At 67.8% G+C, this 14,271-nt stretch carries 16 protein-coding genes; 13 read left to right on the top strand and 3 right to left on the bottom strand.

Annotated features, from left to right (window positions below):
* Positions 1-96: 96 nt before the first annotated feature.
* The 7 genes from OLX23_RS06130 to OLX23_RS06160 all read left to right on the top strand — a co-directional run bounded on the left by OLX23_RS06130 (position 97) and on the right by OLX23_RS06160 (position 6,032).
* On the top strand, positions 97-1,287 hold the full coding sequence (locus OLX23_RS06130) for a sulfotransferase family protein (protein WP_264443808.1): 1,191 nt from the start codon (positions 97-99) through the stop codon (positions 1,285-1,287).
* Entirely contained in the window at positions 1,284-2,291 is a 1,008-nt protein-coding gene (locus tag OLX23_RS06135; protein ID WP_264443809.1) for an alcohol dehydrogenase catalytic domain-containing protein, read from the top strand. The genes OLX23_RS06130 and OLX23_RS06135 overlap by 4 nt, the downstream gene beginning before the upstream one ends.
* Before the next feature lie 139 nt (positions 2,292-2,430).
* Positions 2,431-3,495: a Gfo/Idh/MocA family protein gene (locus OLX23_RS06140; protein WP_264443810.1), complete on the top strand. Its 1,065-nt coding sequence runs from the start codon at positions 2,431-2,433 to the stop codon at positions 3,493-3,495.
* Between the two features lie 4 nt (positions 3,496-3,499).
* Positions 3,500-3,898, top strand: a complete 399-nt coding sequence (locus OLX23_RS06145; RefSeq protein ID WP_264443811.1) for a carboxymuconolactone decarboxylase family protein — start codon at positions 3,500-3,502, stop codon at positions 3,896-3,898.
* On the top strand, positions 3,895-4,299 hold the full coding sequence (locus OLX23_RS06150; protein ID WP_264443812.1) for a carboxymuconolactone decarboxylase family protein: 405 nt from the start codon (positions 3,895-3,897) through the stop codon (positions 4,297-4,299). Before OLX23_RS06145 ends, OLX23_RS06150 begins: the two co-directional genes overlap by 4 nt.
* A gap of 10 nt (positions 4,300-4,309) precedes the next feature.
* Complete coding sequence (locus OLX23_RS06155) at positions 4,310-5,176, top strand: MBL fold metallo-hydrolase (protein ID WP_264443813.1); 867 nt, start codon at positions 4,310-4,312, stop codon at positions 5,174-5,176.
* Positions 5,177-5,186: 10 nt separating this feature from the next.
* Positions 5,187-6,032, top strand: a complete 846-nt coding sequence (locus OLX23_RS06160; protein ID WP_264443814.1) for an SDR family oxidoreductase — start codon at positions 5,187-5,189, stop codon at positions 6,030-6,032.
* 15 nt (positions 6,033-6,047) lie between these two features.
* Here OLX23_RS06160 and OLX23_RS06165 read toward each other — a convergent pair whose 3' ends face one another.
* Positions 6,048-6,566 (bottom strand): DUF1993 family protein, encoded by a 519-nt coding sequence (locus OLX23_RS06165; protein ID WP_264443815.1) that lies wholly within the window; start codon positions 6,564-6,566, stop codon positions 6,048-6,050.
* Positions 6,567-6,727: 161 nt separating this feature from the next.
* Between OLX23_RS06165 and OLX23_RS06170 the strand changes: the two genes are divergently transcribed.
* Positions 6,728-7,516: an SDR family NAD(P)-dependent oxidoreductase gene (locus tag OLX23_RS06170; protein WP_264443816.1), complete on the top strand. Its 789-nt coding sequence runs from the start codon at positions 6,728-6,730 to the stop codon at positions 7,514-7,516.
* Positions 7,517-7,522: 6 nt separating this feature from the next.
* Here OLX23_RS06170 and OLX23_RS06175 read toward each other — a convergent pair whose 3' ends face one another.
* A complete protein-coding gene (locus tag OLX23_RS06175) occupies positions 7,523-8,716 on the bottom strand; it encodes a cytochrome P450 (RefSeq protein WP_264443817.1) in 1,194 nt (397 codons plus the stop codon).
* Between the two features lie 171 nt (positions 8,717-8,887).
* Here OLX23_RS06175 and OLX23_RS06180 point away from each other — a divergent pair, with 171 nt between their 5' ends.
* From OLX23_RS06180 to OLX23_RS06200, 5 genes are all read left to right on the top strand, one after another.
* Entirely contained in the window at positions 8,888-9,775 is an 888-nt protein-coding gene (locus OLX23_RS06180) for a phytanoyl-CoA dioxygenase family protein (RefSeq protein ID WP_264443818.1), read from the top strand.
* Positions 9,772-11,781, top strand: a complete 2,010-nt coding sequence (locus tag OLX23_RS06185) for a TonB-dependent receptor (protein WP_264443819.1) — start codon at positions 9,772-9,774, stop codon at positions 11,779-11,781. The genes OLX23_RS06180 and OLX23_RS06185 overlap by 4 nt, the downstream gene beginning before the upstream one ends.
* 5 nt (positions 11,782-11,786) lie before the next feature.
* Complete coding sequence (locus OLX23_RS06190) at positions 11,787-12,338, top strand: (2Fe-2S)-binding protein (RefSeq protein WP_264443820.1); 552 nt, start codon at positions 11,787-11,789, stop codon at positions 12,336-12,338.
* A complete protein-coding gene (gene arsC / locus OLX23_RS06195; protein WP_264443821.1) occupies positions 12,335-12,679 on the top strand; it encodes an arsenate reductase (glutaredoxin) in 345 nt (114 codons plus the stop codon). The genes OLX23_RS06190 and arsC overlap by 4 nt, the downstream gene beginning before the upstream one ends.
* 91 nt (positions 12,680-12,770) lie before the next feature.
* Positions 12,771-13,412: a class I SAM-dependent methyltransferase gene (locus OLX23_RS06200; protein ID WP_264443822.1), complete on the top strand. Its 642-nt coding sequence runs from the start codon at positions 12,771-12,773 to the stop codon at positions 13,410-13,412.
* A 17-nt stretch (positions 13,413-13,429) separates the two neighbouring features.
* On the opposite strand, the gene OLX23_RS06205 is transcribed toward OLX23_RS06200, so the two are convergent.
* Positions 13,430-14,251 (bottom strand): hypothetical protein, encoded by an 822-nt coding sequence (locus tag OLX23_RS06205; RefSeq protein ID WP_264443823.1) that lies wholly within the window; start codon positions 14,249-14,251, stop codon positions 13,430-13,432.
* Positions 14,252-14,271 lie beyond the last annotated feature (20 nt).

Consider the following 14,271-nt stretch of genomic DNA (forward strand, 5'->3'; position numbering starts at 1 on the left):
ACCTCGTTCTGCTGCCGCTCCCCCTCCACCAGCCTTCGGCTGGTCCCCCTCCCCCGCTGGGGGAGGATCTAAGAAACCAATGAGGGACCTGACCACATGGACCTGACCTACGATCCCCCCGCCCAGTTCCGCCACGCTGCGGACCAGCTCCACGAGCTCGTCGCGCGCGAGGTCGGCAGCGACGACTTCGGCCCGGCAGACTACCTGCCCGGCCTCAAGGTCTTCCTCCAGTCGATGGACTACGACCCGCGCTTCACCGAGCACGGCCACCGCGCTGCCTGGGGCCAGGTGGTCCACGTCCTCAAGGGCCGCGCCCACGCGGTCAAGGCGATGAAGGCAAACCCGGGCTTCGATACGAAGCCGATCGTCAGTCCCGTGGTCATCACCGGCGTGCCGCGCACGGGCACCACCGCGCTGCACCGGCTGATGGCGGTCGATCCGCGCTTCCAGGGGCTGCAGACCTGGCTGCTCGACAGCCCGATGCCGCGCCCGCCGCTCGACACCTGGGCGAGCTATCCCGAATTCCAGAAGTCGATGGCGGTGATCGAAGCGCGCTATGCCGCCGCACCGCAGAAGCGCGCCGCGCACCACATCGCCGCCGAGGAGGTGCACGAATGCTGCATGCTCCTCTATCAAAGCTTCAATTCGAACATCCTGTCGTGCTCTTGGTCCTCGGCCACCTATGACGCCTGGCAGCGCCACCAGGACGAGCGCGCTGCTTACGACTATTACTACAAGTGCGTGCAGCTGATCGGCATGAACGATCCCGACAAGCGCTGGCTGCTCAAGAATCCCGGGCACATCGAGAACCTCGACCTGCTGTTCGCGGTCTATCCCGACGCCAAGGTGATCCAGACCCACCGCGATCCGGCCAAGGCGATCCCCAGCCTGGTCTCGCTGCTGATGAACCTGCACCCGATCTACGAAGAAGGCCGCTACGACCAGCGCGCCGAGAACATGCTGGTGCGCGAGGTCGACGTCTGGTCCGACGCCGTGCGCCGCTGCGACAAGGTGCGCGAGCAGCATCCGGGCCAGGTGCTCGACGTGGTCCACGCCGATTTCCACCGCGATCCGATGGGCGTGCTCGAACGGATCTACGCCTTCATCGACATGGACATCCCCGACGACACCCGCGCGGCCATGGCTCAGCGGATCGAGGAGAAGCCCGAACTGGCGCGCGGCGCGCACCGCTACAGCATCAAGGACTACGGCATGACCGAAGAACAGGCACGCGAGCCCTTCGGCGACTACGTCCAGCGCTTCGATCTGCTGGAGAAGAAGGCATGAAGGCCGCGATCTATGCCGGACAGGGCGGGGCGATCACGATCGAGGACCTGCCCAATCCCGAACCCGGGCCGAACGACCTCATCATCAAGGTCGCGCGCTGCGGCATCTGCGGCACCGACCTGTCGATGACCAAGGGCGGCATGTGGGACTTCGGCGCGGGCGTGCAGTTCGGCCACGAATATGCCGGCGAAATCGTCGAGGTCGGCAAGGAGGTGACGAGCTTCCAGGTCGGCGAGCGCATCGCCGTGCTGCCCTCGGTCGCTTGCGGCGAATGCCAGTCGTGCCGCGGCCATGGCAATAACGTGTTGTGCAACGCCAGCCCCGGCTCGGCCATGGCCGGCTTCGCCGAACTGGCACGCGTGCCTATCAGCGTCGCCACGCGGCTGCCCTCGGTGCTGTCGATGGAGGACGGCGCCTTGATCGAGCCGCTAGCGATCAGCCTCTACGGCGTGAAGCTCGCGCAGATCCAGCCCGGCGACCGCGTGCTCGTGCTCGGCGGCGGCACCGTCGCGCTCTATGCGATCTATTGGGCGCGGCGCCTCGGCGCGGGCAAGATCGTCGCCATGTCGCGATCGTCGCGGCGCAAGGACCTGAGCCTCGAAATGGGCGCTGACGCCTTCATCGCCTATGGCGACAACGAGATCGGCGAGGTGATCGAGGCGCTCGGCGGCAGCCCGCAGATCGTGTTCGAATGCGTCGGCGCCGAGGGCATGCTGATGAAGTCGGTCATGCACGTCGGCCAGTTCGGCAAGGTGGTCAGCCTCGGCTTCTGCACCGCGCCCGATCCGGTGATCCCGGGCCTCGCCAGCTACAAGTGCGCCTCGATCCAGTTCGCGGTCGGCTATTCGATGAAGGAGTTCCTCTACATCGCCGACCAGATGGACAAGGGCCACTGCGATCCTAAGGCGATCGTTACGAACACCGTGCCGCTCGCGGACCTGGCCGGAACGATGCAAAAGCTGCGCGGACCGAACGACGAGACCAAGGTCCACGTCGTGATGTGAGGAACAGGCCGTAAGGAAAACCGTCATCCCCGCGAAAGCGGGGACCTCTCTCGGTCTTGTCCGAGATCGCGGAGACACACCGGCCAAAGGTCCCCGCTTTCGCGGGGAGGACGGGCTGATACGAATTGGGAGACCCACAATGACCGCCCCCATCCCCGCACTCGTGGTCGGCACCGGCTTCGGCTGCCGTATCCACGTGCCCGCCTTGCGCGCGACCGGCTTCGAGGTCGTCGGCCTGGTCGGCAACACCCCCGAGAAGCTGGCCAAGCGCGCCGCGCAGAACGGCATCGCACGCCATTTCACCGACCTCGACGAGGCGATCACGGCGACGAGCGCCAAGGTGGTGACCATCGCGACGCCGCCGAGCACCCATGCGGCGCTGACGCTCAAGGCCATCGCCCACGGCTGCCACGTCGTCTGCGAAAAGCCCTTCGCCTTCGACGCCGCCGAAGGCCAGGCCATGCTCGATGCCGCCGAGAAGGCCGGCGTGTTCCACATGGTCGCGCACGAGTTCCGCTGGCTGCCCGATCGCGCGCTGTTCGGCCGCGCCATCGCCGAGGGCATGATCGGCGATCCGCGCTTCCTGGTGATGGACCAGTTCATCCCGTTCTGCGCCGATCCCGAGACGCCGCTGCCCAAGTGGTGGTTCGACAAGGCATCGGGCGGCGGCTGGCTCGGCGCCGGCGGCTCACACCTGATGGACCAGATCCGCGCCTGGCTCGGCGAATTCGAGGACGTCAGCGCCAACCTGTTCCTGACCTCGGACCGCAAGGCCGATGTCGAGGATTCCTATTCGATGCGCTTCCGCATGAAGAGCGGGGTCGAAGGTTCGATGCAGCAGACCGCGGGCGCCTGGGGCCCTTCGGCGACCTTGTGGCGCTGCGCCGGTACCAAGGGCACGGTCTGGACCGAGGCCGGCAAGGTCTTCGTCGCCGACAAGCAGGGCACGCGCGAGCTGGCAGTCACGCCCGACCTCGAACTGCCGCCCGCACCGCCCGCTGAAGAAGGCGCGCGGCGCATGTCGCACTTCGAGATCGGGCCGTTCACCCGCTTCTGCGAGGCGCTGCACGCGGGCATCGAGGGCAAGCCCTCGCCTTCTGCCGTTCCCGTGCCGACCTTCCGCGACGGCCTCGCCTCGATGCAGATCCTTGACGCGATGCGCGCTTCGTCCGCCAATGGCGGCGCCGTGACCAAGGTAGGATGAGTCGATGAACGAGAATTTCGAGAAGGGCATCAAGGTCTTCGAGGAGGTCTATGGCCCCGAGCAGGCGCAGGGCCTGCGCGACCACGTCGAGGGCGGCGAAGGCTTCGGCGTGCTCCAGGCGCAATGGTCGATGGAATGGCCGTTCGGCCAGGTCTGGACGCGCGAGGAGCAGATGGCCCGGCGCGACCGCAGCCTCGCCGTGCTGGGCATGATGATCGGCCTGAGGAGCTTCGAAGAGATCCGCTACCACACCAAGATGGGCCTCGCGAACGGGCTGACCCGGCAGGAGATCGAGGAGGTGTTCTACTCGGCGCTGCCCTATTGCGGCTTCCCCATCGCCAACACCGCCAAGGCGGCGATGCTGGCCGCGTTCAAGGACCTCGACGAGGCCGCGGCCAAGTGACCGCCGGCGGGGACCCGCGCCACGCGATCTTCGCCGAGGGCTTCGGCCGGGCGATGACCGAAGACGTCGAGGCGCTGGGCGAGAACCGCGAGACCTTCGGCCCGCTCCAGGCCAAGTGGACGCTCGACCTGCCCTATGGCGAGCTGTGGACGCGCGAAGAGCAGCTGCCGCGCAAGCTGCGCAGCTTCACCGTGCTCGGCATCCTGATCGGCCTGCGCCAGCCCGAGGAGATCAAGGCCCATGTCCGCATGGGCCTGGCCAACGGTCTGACCCGCCAGGAGTTCGAGGAGATCTTCTACTCGGCCGTGTTCTACGGCGGCTTCCCCATCGCCAACACGGCCAAGCACGCTATCCTCGAAGCCTTCGCCGAGATCGAGGCCGAGGGCCGGACGATTCCCTGAGGAGCGCGCGATGAACAGGTTCACCGTCGGCGAGGCGACGATCCATCGGATCGAGGAAATGACCGCGCCGATGCCCCTGGCGATGTTCGGCGAGGACCTGGTCGCGCGCAATGCCGACTGGCTCTATCCGCAATGGGCCAATCCCGACGGCACCTGGGACATGGTCGTGCAGAGCTGGATCGTCGTGGTCGACGGGCGGGTCGTGGTCATCGATCCCTGCGTCGGCAACGGCCGCCAGCTGCCGCACTTCGCGCTGTTCGACAACCTCGACACGCCGTTCATCGAGCGCTTCGCCGCCACCGGCATCCGGCCCGAGGATGTCGATCATGTGTTCTGCACGCATCTCCATTCGGATCACTGCGGCTGGAACACAAGCCTGCGCGACGGCCGTTTCGTGCCGACCTTTCCGAACGCACGCTACCTGCTCGCCCAGCGCGAGCTCGATCGCTGGAACCCCGATCTGCCCGGCTACCAGCACGTACCCGAGAACGCCGGCATCTTCGCCGCCAGCGTCCAGCCGGTGATCGAGGCCGGGCTGGTCGACGCGGTGGGCGAGAACCACCGCATCTCGCCGAGCCTCGAGACGCGGCCCGCCTATGGCCACACGCTCGGCCATTCGGTCGTGCACTTGGCTTCGGCGGGCGAAGAGGCCTGGTTTACCGGCGACGTGTTCCATCACCCGATCGAGCTGATCCACCCCGAGATCGACGCCGGCACCTGCGACGACTTCGCGCAGACCTTGGTCACGCGACGGCGGCTGATCGATCGCTTCGTCGCAACGGGCGCGCTGGTGATCCCCGCGCATTTCGTGGCGCCGCATGTCGGCCACCTGCGCGAGGTCGACGGACGACCGGTTTTCACAGCTTACGGACAATGAGGAGAGGACAATGAGCAATCTCGACGGGCTGGGCCAGGGCCTAGGCTACAAGGACAAGACGATCGTCGTCACCGGCGGCGCCTCGGGCATGGGCGAGCAGGTCGCGCGAATCCTCGGCGAACTCGGCGCCAAGGTGCACATCGTCGACATCCAGCAGCCCAAGGTGCCGCACGCGAGCTTTCGCCAGTGCGACCTGTCGGACTTCGACCAGGTCCGCGCCACCGCGGCGGGCCTCGCCGACGTCGGCCCGATCGACTTCGTCTTCCCCTGCGCCGGCCTGCCGCCGCACATCAAGGGGCCGATGTACTGCATGCGCGTCAACTACATCGGCACGCGGCTGTTCGTCGAAAGTGTGCTGCCTTCGGTGCGCGACGGCGCGGGCATCGCGCTGATCAGCTCGGACGCGGCGATGGGCTGGCAGAAGAACCTGGCGCAGAGCCTGGAAATGCTGGCGATCTCCGACCCCGACGAGGCCTATGCCTGGTGCGAGGCCGATCCCACCAGCCGAGTTCGCGACGGCTATACCAGCTCGAAGGAAATGCTGGTGATCTGGGTGCAGAACAAGGCGGTCGAGCTCGGCAACACGCGCCGCATCCGCCTCAACGCGATCGGCCCCTGCCCGACCAAGACCGCCTTCGTCGATGCCTCGAAGGACATCATGACCGACGAGTTCATCGCCGCCTGGCCCTTCCCCTCGCTGGGCCGCATGGCCACGGCCGAGGAGCAGGCCTGGCCGCTGATCCTGATCAACAGCCCGCTGTGCGGCGCGGTGACGGGATCGTTCCTCTACACCGACCAGGGCTTCGCCAGCGGCGTCTTCACCGGCGCGATCAGCCCCGCCTTCATGGGGGGCTGATTGGCCACCGGCGCCTCAGCCCGCGGTGATGTTCGGCGGGCCGAGGTGCTGGAGGAAATCGGGCTTGCCGATCGTCACGCCCTGCGCGCGCAGGATCGCGTAGGCCGTGGTGACGTGGAAGAAGAAGTTCGGCAGCGCGAAGCCGGTCAAATAGGCGCGACCGGTGAAGGCATAGCCCATGCCGTTGGGGAACTTCAGCGTCACCTCGCGGTCCTCGCCGGCGTTGACCGCTGCGGCGTCGACGCTCTCGACGAAGGCGATCGTGCGCGCGCAGCGATCGCGGAGTTCGGCGAAGCTCGCTTCGGTATCGGGCATCGACGGCGCCTCGATCCCGGCCAGCCGCGCCATGGCGTTCTTGGCGCTGTCCGAGGCCATCTGGAACTGCGCGGACAGCGGCCGCATGTCGGGCGCGAGCCGCGCGTCGATCAGCAGGCGTTCGTCCTTCTCGGCCGCGGCCTTGTCGAGCCAGGCGCTCATGTTGCGCAGCGATGCGACGAAGACCGGCGCCGAAGCGTCGTAAAGTTGGAAGCTCATGAATTACCCTCCGCAGGTTGGCCCGCGCGATATGGTTTCGCCGCCGCGGTTCGACAACGGGAGCTCGTCCCGATTGCCGTAAATATGGAAGTGCCGGCGCCTCTTTGCCCGGCGCCTGCACCTGGGCCCATAAGCGGCGGGCAAGGACTTGGGAGAAGACGATGGCACTGATGGACGAATTCAGCCTCGAAGGCCGCGTGGCGGTGGTGACCGGGGCGGCGGCGGGGATCGGCCGGCAGGCGGCGCAGACCTTCGCCGAGGCCGGCGCCAAGCTGGTGATCGGCGACGTCGACGAGGCGGGCCTCGCCGAAACCGCGCGGCTGATCGGGTCCGCCGCGACGACCTTGCACACCGACGTCAGCCGCAAGGCCGACATCGACGCGCTCGCGGCCAAGGCGCTCGAACTGCACGGCCGGATCGACGTCTGGGCCAATGTCGCGGGCACGGCCGGCCCCTGTCCCTTCCTCGACGTGACCGAGGACCTGCTCGAGAAGGTCGTGGCGATCAATCTCAAGGGCGTGTTCTGGGGCAGCCAGGCAGCCGCGCGGGCGATGAAGGAGACCGGCGGCGGCTCGATCATCAACATCTCCTCGACCGGCGCGATTTCCGCCCCGCCGGGCATGTCGGTCTATGCCATGACCAAGTCGGGCGTCTCCGCGATCACGCGCAACGTCGCCAAGGAAATGGGCGCCTTTGGCATTCGCGCCAACACGGTCTCGCCGGGCTTCGTCGAGACCACGCTGGCGACCTGGTCCTACCGCAAGCCCGACGGCAGCCTCGACGAGGCCAAGCGCGAGGAAGCCCTGCGCCTGCGCCGCGGTGCCGCGCCGCTCGGCATCATCGGCGAGCCCAGCGACATCGCCTATGCCATGCTCTACCTCGCCTCCGAGGCCAGCCGCTTCGTCAGCGGCCAGAACCTCTACGTCAACGGCGGCGTGACGATGGGGTGACCGTCCTCAGGCGCGATCGCACTCGACGATCGCGCCGTGGAGTTCGTAGCCGTTGATGTCCTCGATCCAGCCCATCGTCGGCTTGCGGGCGAGGCGGATGCCCGGCACGCGCAGCAATGCGTCGATGAACACCCGCGTCTCGTGCATCGCCACCTGCGCGCCGGGGCAGCGGTGCGGGCCGTCGCCGAAGCTCAGCCAGTTCGAGGGCATGCGCTCGCGCTTCGAACGCTCGGCGTCGATCGCGAAAGGACAGGCGCCCGTCGCCGCCTCGTCGACGTTGATGTTGCGAATGTCGACGAGGAACTGCTCGCCCGCCTTCACCTGGCGTCCGTCCGAGGTGACGAGGTCCTCCTCAGCCTTGCGGTAGACATAGGCGGCGACCGGATCGATCCGCAGGATCTCGTCTAGGATCGCAAACTGGACCTCCTCGCCGCCGTCGAGGAACTGGCGGCGCAGGGCCTCGTTCTCGAGCAGGTGCCAGGCCACCATGACGATGAACTCGCGCGTGGTGATCATGCCCGCGGTCGCATAGGTCATGCATTCGACCAGGATCTCCTGATCGGAGAAACCCTCGCGCACGAGGAACGAGATCACGTCGTCGCAGTCGTGCGTCTGGCGATGGCGGATCGCCGGGACGACGTCGCGCTTGAAGAACCAGATCGTGCGCAGCGTATCCTCGAGCGCGCCCAAGCGCCCCAGCAACCCAGCCCGCTTGCGCTTGCCGCTGGCGGTGAACTTCTTGCGCAGCCGGTTCGACATGGCCGCGGCATCGGTGTTGGTCAGCCCGACGATCTCGGCCGCGACGTCGCAGGCGAGCCGCAGGCTCATCACGTCGAGCTGACCGCGGCCCGCGCGGCGCAGCTCGCCCATGACCTCGGCCGTGGTACGATCCATCACCTGGCGGTGACGCCCGGCGATCGCCTTGGGCGTGAAATAGCGCGCCAACTGGGCGCGGCGCTTCTTGTGGACCTCGCCATCGAGGAAGATCACCGGAACCTTGCTCGGCTCCTTGTCCTTGAAATAGTCGACCTCCATGCCCTGCCGCACCGCGGCGCTGCGCATGATGTCGCGCGCGAAGCCGAACTGGTGGATCGGCGCGAAGCCCGCTTCGGGCCGCGCCTCGGCATCGGCGAGCTCCGCGGACTTGCGATCGTCGCGGTTGTGCAGAACGGGACAAGCGGTTGCGCTTTCGGTGGTCATGGAGAGCCATCCCATTGTGATATATAGTGTATCATATATTTGAAACGCGCTCGTGTCAAACCTGCGGCCGCCGGCGCGCCGATCGAGGCTTGCCTTTGGTGCGCGATGCGTGGAAATCGGGCGCGAAACACGCACCGGCAGCTCGGCGGCCGCGATCGGACAAGGTGAAGAATGGCTACCACGGCAAGTGTCCCGAGAAGCGATGAGTGGTCCAGCCCCGAATTCTGGCGCGAACTGGCGCCGACCTTACGGATCGAGGACGTCGATTTCCTCGCCTCTCTGCAACTTTTCGCGGTCGACGACGCGATCAAGCAGACCCTGCAGGGACTGATGCGCAAGGAAGGCTATTTCCAGCTGCCGCCGGTGGGCTGGAACCTGCCGCTCGAAGAGATGGTCGCGCTGGTCGCCAAGCTCGACGCACAGGGCATCCCCGTCCCCTTCGCCTTCCTCTACGACGAGTTCTGGGCGCTGTTCATCAAGCTGCACCAGTTGATCGAGCCGATCCTCGGCCCCGGCTATCTGCGCATGCCCGATTTCTGGGTCTGGTTCGTCGATCCGCGCCGCGACGACAGCGGCTGGAAACCGCACCGCGACAAGGTCCAGCCGACCTTGCGCGCCGACGGCTCGCCGACCTCGCTGACCGTCTGGCTGCCGCTGTCCGATGCGACCACGCTCAACGGCTGCATGTACATGGTCCCTGCCGATCGCGACCCGACCTACAACACGCCGCAGAACGGCGAGTGGAAGTTCGCCTACCAGGACGTCCGTGCGCTGCCGGCGCAGGCGGGTTCGATCCTGATGTGGAACCAGGCCGTGCTCCACTGGGGCTCGCACGGCAGCCCGCGCGAGACCAAGCCGCGCGTCTCGGCCGCCTTCGAGTTCCAGTCGGCCGACGTGCCGCCCTACAACACGCCGCTGATGAAGCCCAACTCGGTGCCGGGCTTCGCCGGACGTCTCGCGCTCGTCGGCAAGCAGATCCTCCAGTACCAGCACATGTATCCGCTGGCGCCGGAGATGCGCGAGATCGCTACGCGCCTGAAGGATTCCGCGACGCTATGATCCGTGCCCACTATTGGATCGCACCGGCACTCGCCGGATGCCTGCTGGCGCCCACCGTTGCGCTGGCGGAGGACGAACCCATCGTCGTCACCGGCCGCGGGCTCGCGGAAACGCCGGCGACGCCCGCCTACGACGTCGTGCGCATCGACCGCGAGCGGATCAATTCGACCGCCTCGGGCCGCATCGAGGACCTGTTGTCGTCGGTCGCGGGCTTCCAGCAGTTCCGCCGCTCGGACAGCCGTTCGTCGAACCCCTCGGCGCAGGGCGTGACCCTGCGCGCGCTCGGCGGCAATGCCACCAGCCGCGCGCTGGTCCTGCTCGACGGCGTGCCGATGGCCGATCCGATGTTCGGCTATATCCCGCTCTCGGCGATCGCCCCCGAACGGCTCGGCGCGGTGCGCGTCACGCGCGGCGGCGGCTCGGGCGCCTTCGGTTCGGGCGCGGTCGCCGGCACGATCGAACTGACCAGCGCCAATGCCCAGGAGCTCGGCCTGTTCTCGGGCGAGGCGCTGGTCGACGATCGCGGCGAGACCACGCTCTCGGGTACGCTCGCGCCCGAGCTCGGCCAGGGCTTCGCCGTGGTCTCGGGCCGCTGGGATCGCGGCCAGGGCTTCTGGACCACGCCCAAGGGCCAGCGCGTGCCCGCCAGCGTCAAGGCCAAGTACGACAGCTGGTCGACATCGGTCCGCATGGTTGCGCCGCTGACCGACGACATCGAGGTCCAGGCGCGCGGCCTGCTGTTCGAGGACAACCGCGTGCTGCGCTTCGCCGGTGCGACGACCAGCGCCAGCGGCCAGGACGCCTCGATCCGCCTGGTCGGCCGCGGCGACTGGCAGTTCGACGTGCTCGCCTATGTCCAGGCGCGCGACTTCTCGAACGTCGTGATCAGCTCGACCGCCTTCCGCAAGACGCTCGACCAGCGGCGCACGCCCTCGACCGGGCTCGGTGGCAAGATCGAGCTACGGCCGCCCGTGGGCGACGCCCACGTCCTCCGGTTCGGCGCCGACCTGCGCGTGGGCGATGCCGAACTGCAGGAGGAAGGCTACAACGCGACGACCGGCGCGGTCACCGTCCGCCGCCGCGCGGGCGGGCGCAACACCGACGTGGGCCTGTTCGTCGAGGACGACTGGACGCTGGGCCCCGTGGTGCTGACCGCGGGCCTGCGTGCCGACCGCTGGACGATCCGCGAGGGCTTCCTGCGCGAGACGAGCCCGGCCGGCGTGGTCACCACCAACAACCTGTTCGGCGATCGCCAGGGCTGGGACACCTCGTTGCGCGGCGGTGCCGTATGGAACGCCGGCGGCGGGCTGGCGCTGCGCGCGGCCGGCTACAGCGGCATCCGCATGCCCACGGTCAACGAGCTCTACCGGCCTTTCGTGGTCTTCCCCGTGACCACCCAGGCCAATGCCGCGCTACGCAACGAGGATCTGCGCGGCGTCGACGTCGGGATCGACTTCACGCCTTCGCCCGCGGTCACGCTCTCGGTCACGGCCTTCTACAACAAGGTCGAGAACGCGATCGCCAATGTCACCATCGCGACCAACACGCGCCAGCGGCAGAACGTCGGCGCGGTGCGCGCGAAGGGCCTCGAATTCGGCGCGGCGCTGCGCTTCGGCACCGTGAGCCTCGACGGTTCGCTGGCTTTGACCGATGCCGAGGTCCAGACAAGCGGCGCCCAGGCAGCGCTCGACGGCTTGCGTCCGGCGCAGACCCCCAAGGTCGCGGCCAGCGCCACCCTGGCCTGGCGGCCGCAGCCGGGCTGGACCTTCTCGACTACCCTGCGTCACGTCGGCGCGCAGTTCGAGGACGATCTCCAGGTCGATTCCCTGCGCGCCGCGACCACGCTCGATGCCTATGTCGAGCTGCCCGTCACCGGCCCGTTCAGTCTGGTCCTGCGGGGCGAGAACCTGACCGACACCGAGATCGTCACGCGCAACCAGGCCGGATCAATCGATGTCGGCGTGCCGCGTACGCTATGGGCAGGCGTCAAGGTACGCGTTAAGTAAGGCCGATGCCCGCCCTCACCGTCAACGCGCGTCCGGTCGAGTTCCGCTTGGATCCGCAGACCCCGCTGCTCTGGGCGCTGCGCGACGCGGCCAATCTCACGGGCACCAAATACGGCTGCGGCGTCGGCGATTGCGGCGCCTGCACGGTGCTGGTCGACGGCGAGGCCACGCGATCGTGCCTGATCACGCTCGGCGAGGCCGAGGGGCGCGTCGTGGTGACGGTCGAGGGGCTTTCGGAAGATCGCTCGCATCCCGTCCAGCAGGCGCTCGTCGCCGAACAGGCGATCCAGTGCGGCTTCTGCACGCCGGGCATCGTCATGGCCGCCGCCGGCCTGCTGTCGCGCAACGCCGATCCGAGCGAGGCCGATATCAAGGCGGCGATCACCAACCTGTGCCGCTGCGGCGTCTATCCGCGGCTGGTCCGCGCGATCCAGCGCGCCGGTCGCATGGCGCGCGGGCTCGAAGTCGTGAGCGCCGCCCCCGCCCCGAACATCCGCCCGGCCGCCGCGCGACGCGCGGTGCCGGCGTTGACACCGAATAAGGAGAATACCCCATGAAAGCGACGATCTGGCACAACCCCGGCTGCGGCACCTCGCGCAAGACCTTGGCGATCCTCGAGGAAACGCCGGGCGTCGAGGTCACCGTCGTCGAATACCTGAAGACCCCGCCGAGCGCCGAGAAGCTGGCCCAAGTCTACCGCGACGCGGGCATCACCCCGCAGCAGGGCCTGCGCCTCAAGGGCACCGACGCCGAGGAACGCGGCCTGCCGCAGGCCGACGACGCGACCGTGCTCGCCGCCATGGCCGCCGAACCCAAGCTGATCGAGCGCCCGCTCGTCGAAACCGACAAAGGCGCTCGCCTGTGCCGTCCGCAGGACAAGGTTCTGGAAATCCTGTGACGCCCGTCTGGCCCGGCTTGCATTGGCCGGGCAAATCGGGATACCCGAAACACGACATCGAACTGCCACATAAGCAAGGCCCGTCTCCCGCATGACCACCAGACAGTATGCCGAAGAGGCGCTGCCGCAGAAGCTCAAGCGCCGGGTGAAGCAATTCTTCGGGCCTTGGGGCGTGTTCTTCGAAGGCTTCGTACGCAACCCGGTGATGGTCGGCTCGATCATCCCCTCGTCCGACCGCACGATCGCCAAGATGCTCGCACCGGTGGACTGGGACGAGTGCAAGCTTTTCGTCGAATATGGTCCCGGCGTCGGCACCTTCTGCCGCCCGGTGCTCGACCGGCTGCGCCGTGATGGTGCGCTGATCGTGATCGACACCAACCCGCTGTTCATCGACTACCTGCGCAAGACGATCACCGACAGCCGCTTCACCGCGGTGCTCGGCTCGGCCGCCGACGTCGAGGACATCGTCCTGTCGCACGGGCACGACCATGCCGACTACGTGCTCTCGGGCCTGCCCTTCTCGACGCTGCCCGACGGGGTCGGCCCGGCGATCGCCGCGGGCACCTGGCGCATCCTGCGGCCCGGCGGCGCCTTCCTGGTCTACCAGTTCACCGCCCGCGCGCGCGCCTTCATGGAACGCCACTTCCGCCGCATCGACAACGGCATGGAATACTGGAACGTGCCGCCGGCCTTCCTGTTCTGGGGCTGGAAGGACGAAGACGCCGACGCCTGAGCGCGACGTCCTCTACCTCACTCAAACGGCGCGCTGACGCGTTCGGCTGACGGGCCGGCAAGCTGGCGGTGGACCGCGGCGAGAATCGCCACGAAATAGACCGTCATCACCGCACCCACAGCCGAGGACACGACTGCGGCGATCGTCGTCGCCGTGCTGCCCGAGGCAACCAGCGCCAGGACGATACCGACCAGCGCCATCGCGACGATGAAGATCAGCCCGAAGGCGACGAGGAACAGCAGGTAGAACAGCGCCACGCGCACCGAATTGCCGCGCGTCAGCCGCCACGAGCGCCGCAGCGCCGAGACCGGATTGCGCTCGCGCTCGACCGCGACGATCGGCGCGACCAGCGAGGTCTTCACCGCGACATAGAGTACGCCGACCAGCAGCGCGACGATCAGCAGACCGACCAGCACCTGCGAGCCCGTCAGCGCCCCCAGACCCAGCACCAGGCTACCGACCACACCGAGGCCGATACCGAGCAGCAATTGCGCCGCCAGGTAGCTGAGCAGGCCGCCGAGCCCAAGTTTGATGGCCTGGCCGACGGTGGGCCGCGTGCGATCGGTGAACAGGGTCAGCACGGCGAGCGTGCCCGTCGCCTGGATCAGCGCCGTGCCGAGCATGTAGGGAAAGACCGACAGGTAATAGCCCTGCATCGCCGCCACCATCTGCTCGGGGCCCGCCCCCGGCGTGGGCTCGGGCTGCGGCAGGAACAGCGCAAAGGCAAGGCTGGGCAGCAGGAAGAACACCCCGGCCAGCGCGAGCAGCAGCTCGCGATTGGCCGCGAGAGCGGAGGAGGCCTGCTTCCAGGCGAGGTTGCCGTCGAACTTCGTTGTCATGTCCCCTTGATAACCGCAGC

Source organism: Novosphingobium sp. JCM 18896, from assembly GCF_025938095.1.
Classification (GTDB): Bacteria; Pseudomonadota; Alphaproteobacteria; order Sphingomonadales; family Sphingomonadaceae; genus Novosphingobium.

Bases quoted from the DNA above. Each gene is read 5' to 3' on its own strand.
- OLX23_RS06130 (WP_264443808.1), top strand. From the start codon at position 97: ATGGACCTGACCTACGATCCCCCCGCCCAGTTCCGCCACGCTGCGGAC.
- OLX23_RS06135 (WP_264443809.1), top strand. From the start codon at position 1,284: ATGAAGGCCGCGATCTATGCCGGACAGGGCGGGGCGATCACGATCGAG.
- OLX23_RS06140 (WP_264443810.1), top strand. From the start codon at position 2,431: ATGACCGCCCCCATCCCCGCACTCGTGGTCGGCACCGGCTTCGGCTGC.
- OLX23_RS06145 (WP_264443811.1), top strand. From the start codon at position 3,500: ATGAACGAGAATTTCGAGAAGGGCATCAAGGTCTTCGAGGAGGTCTAT.
- OLX23_RS06155 (WP_264443813.1), top strand. From the start codon at position 4,310: ATGAACAGGTTCACCGTCGGCGAGGCGACGATCCATCGGATCGAGGAA.
- OLX23_RS06160 (WP_264443814.1), top strand. From the start codon at position 5,187: ATGAGCAATCTCGACGGGCTGGGCCAGGGCCTAGGCTACAAGGACAAG.
- OLX23_RS06165 (WP_264443815.1), bottom strand. From the start codon at position 6,566: ATGAGCTTCCAACTTTACGACGCTTCGGCGCCGGTCTTCGTCGCATCG.
- OLX23_RS06170 (WP_264443816.1), top strand. From the start codon at position 6,728: ATGGCACTGATGGACGAATTCAGCCTCGAAGGCCGCGTGGCGGTGGTG.
- OLX23_RS06175 (WP_264443817.1), bottom strand. From the start codon at position 8,716: ATGACCACCGAAAGCGCAACCGCTTGTCCCGTTCTGCACAACCGCGAC.
- OLX23_RS06180 (WP_264443818.1), top strand. From the start codon at position 8,888: ATGGCTACCACGGCAAGTGTCCCGAGAAGCGATGAGTGGTCCAGCCCC.
- OLX23_RS06185 (WP_264443819.1), top strand. From the start codon at position 9,772: ATGATCCGTGCCCACTATTGGATCGCACCGGCACTCGCCGGATGCCTG.
- OLX23_RS06190 (WP_264443820.1), top strand. From the start codon at position 11,787: ATGCCCGCCCTCACCGTCAACGCGCGTCCGGTCGAGTTCCGCTTGGAT.
- arsC (WP_264443821.1), top strand. From the start codon at position 12,335: ATGAAAGCGACGATCTGGCACAACCCCGGCTGCGGCACCTCGCGCAAG.
- OLX23_RS06200 (WP_264443822.1), top strand. From the start codon at position 12,771: ATGACCACCAGACAGTATGCCGAAGAGGCGCTGCCGCAGAAGCTCAAG.
- OLX23_RS06205 (WP_264443823.1), bottom strand. From the start codon at position 14,251: ATGACAACGAAGTTCGACGGCAACCTCGCCTGGAAGCAGGCCTCCTCC.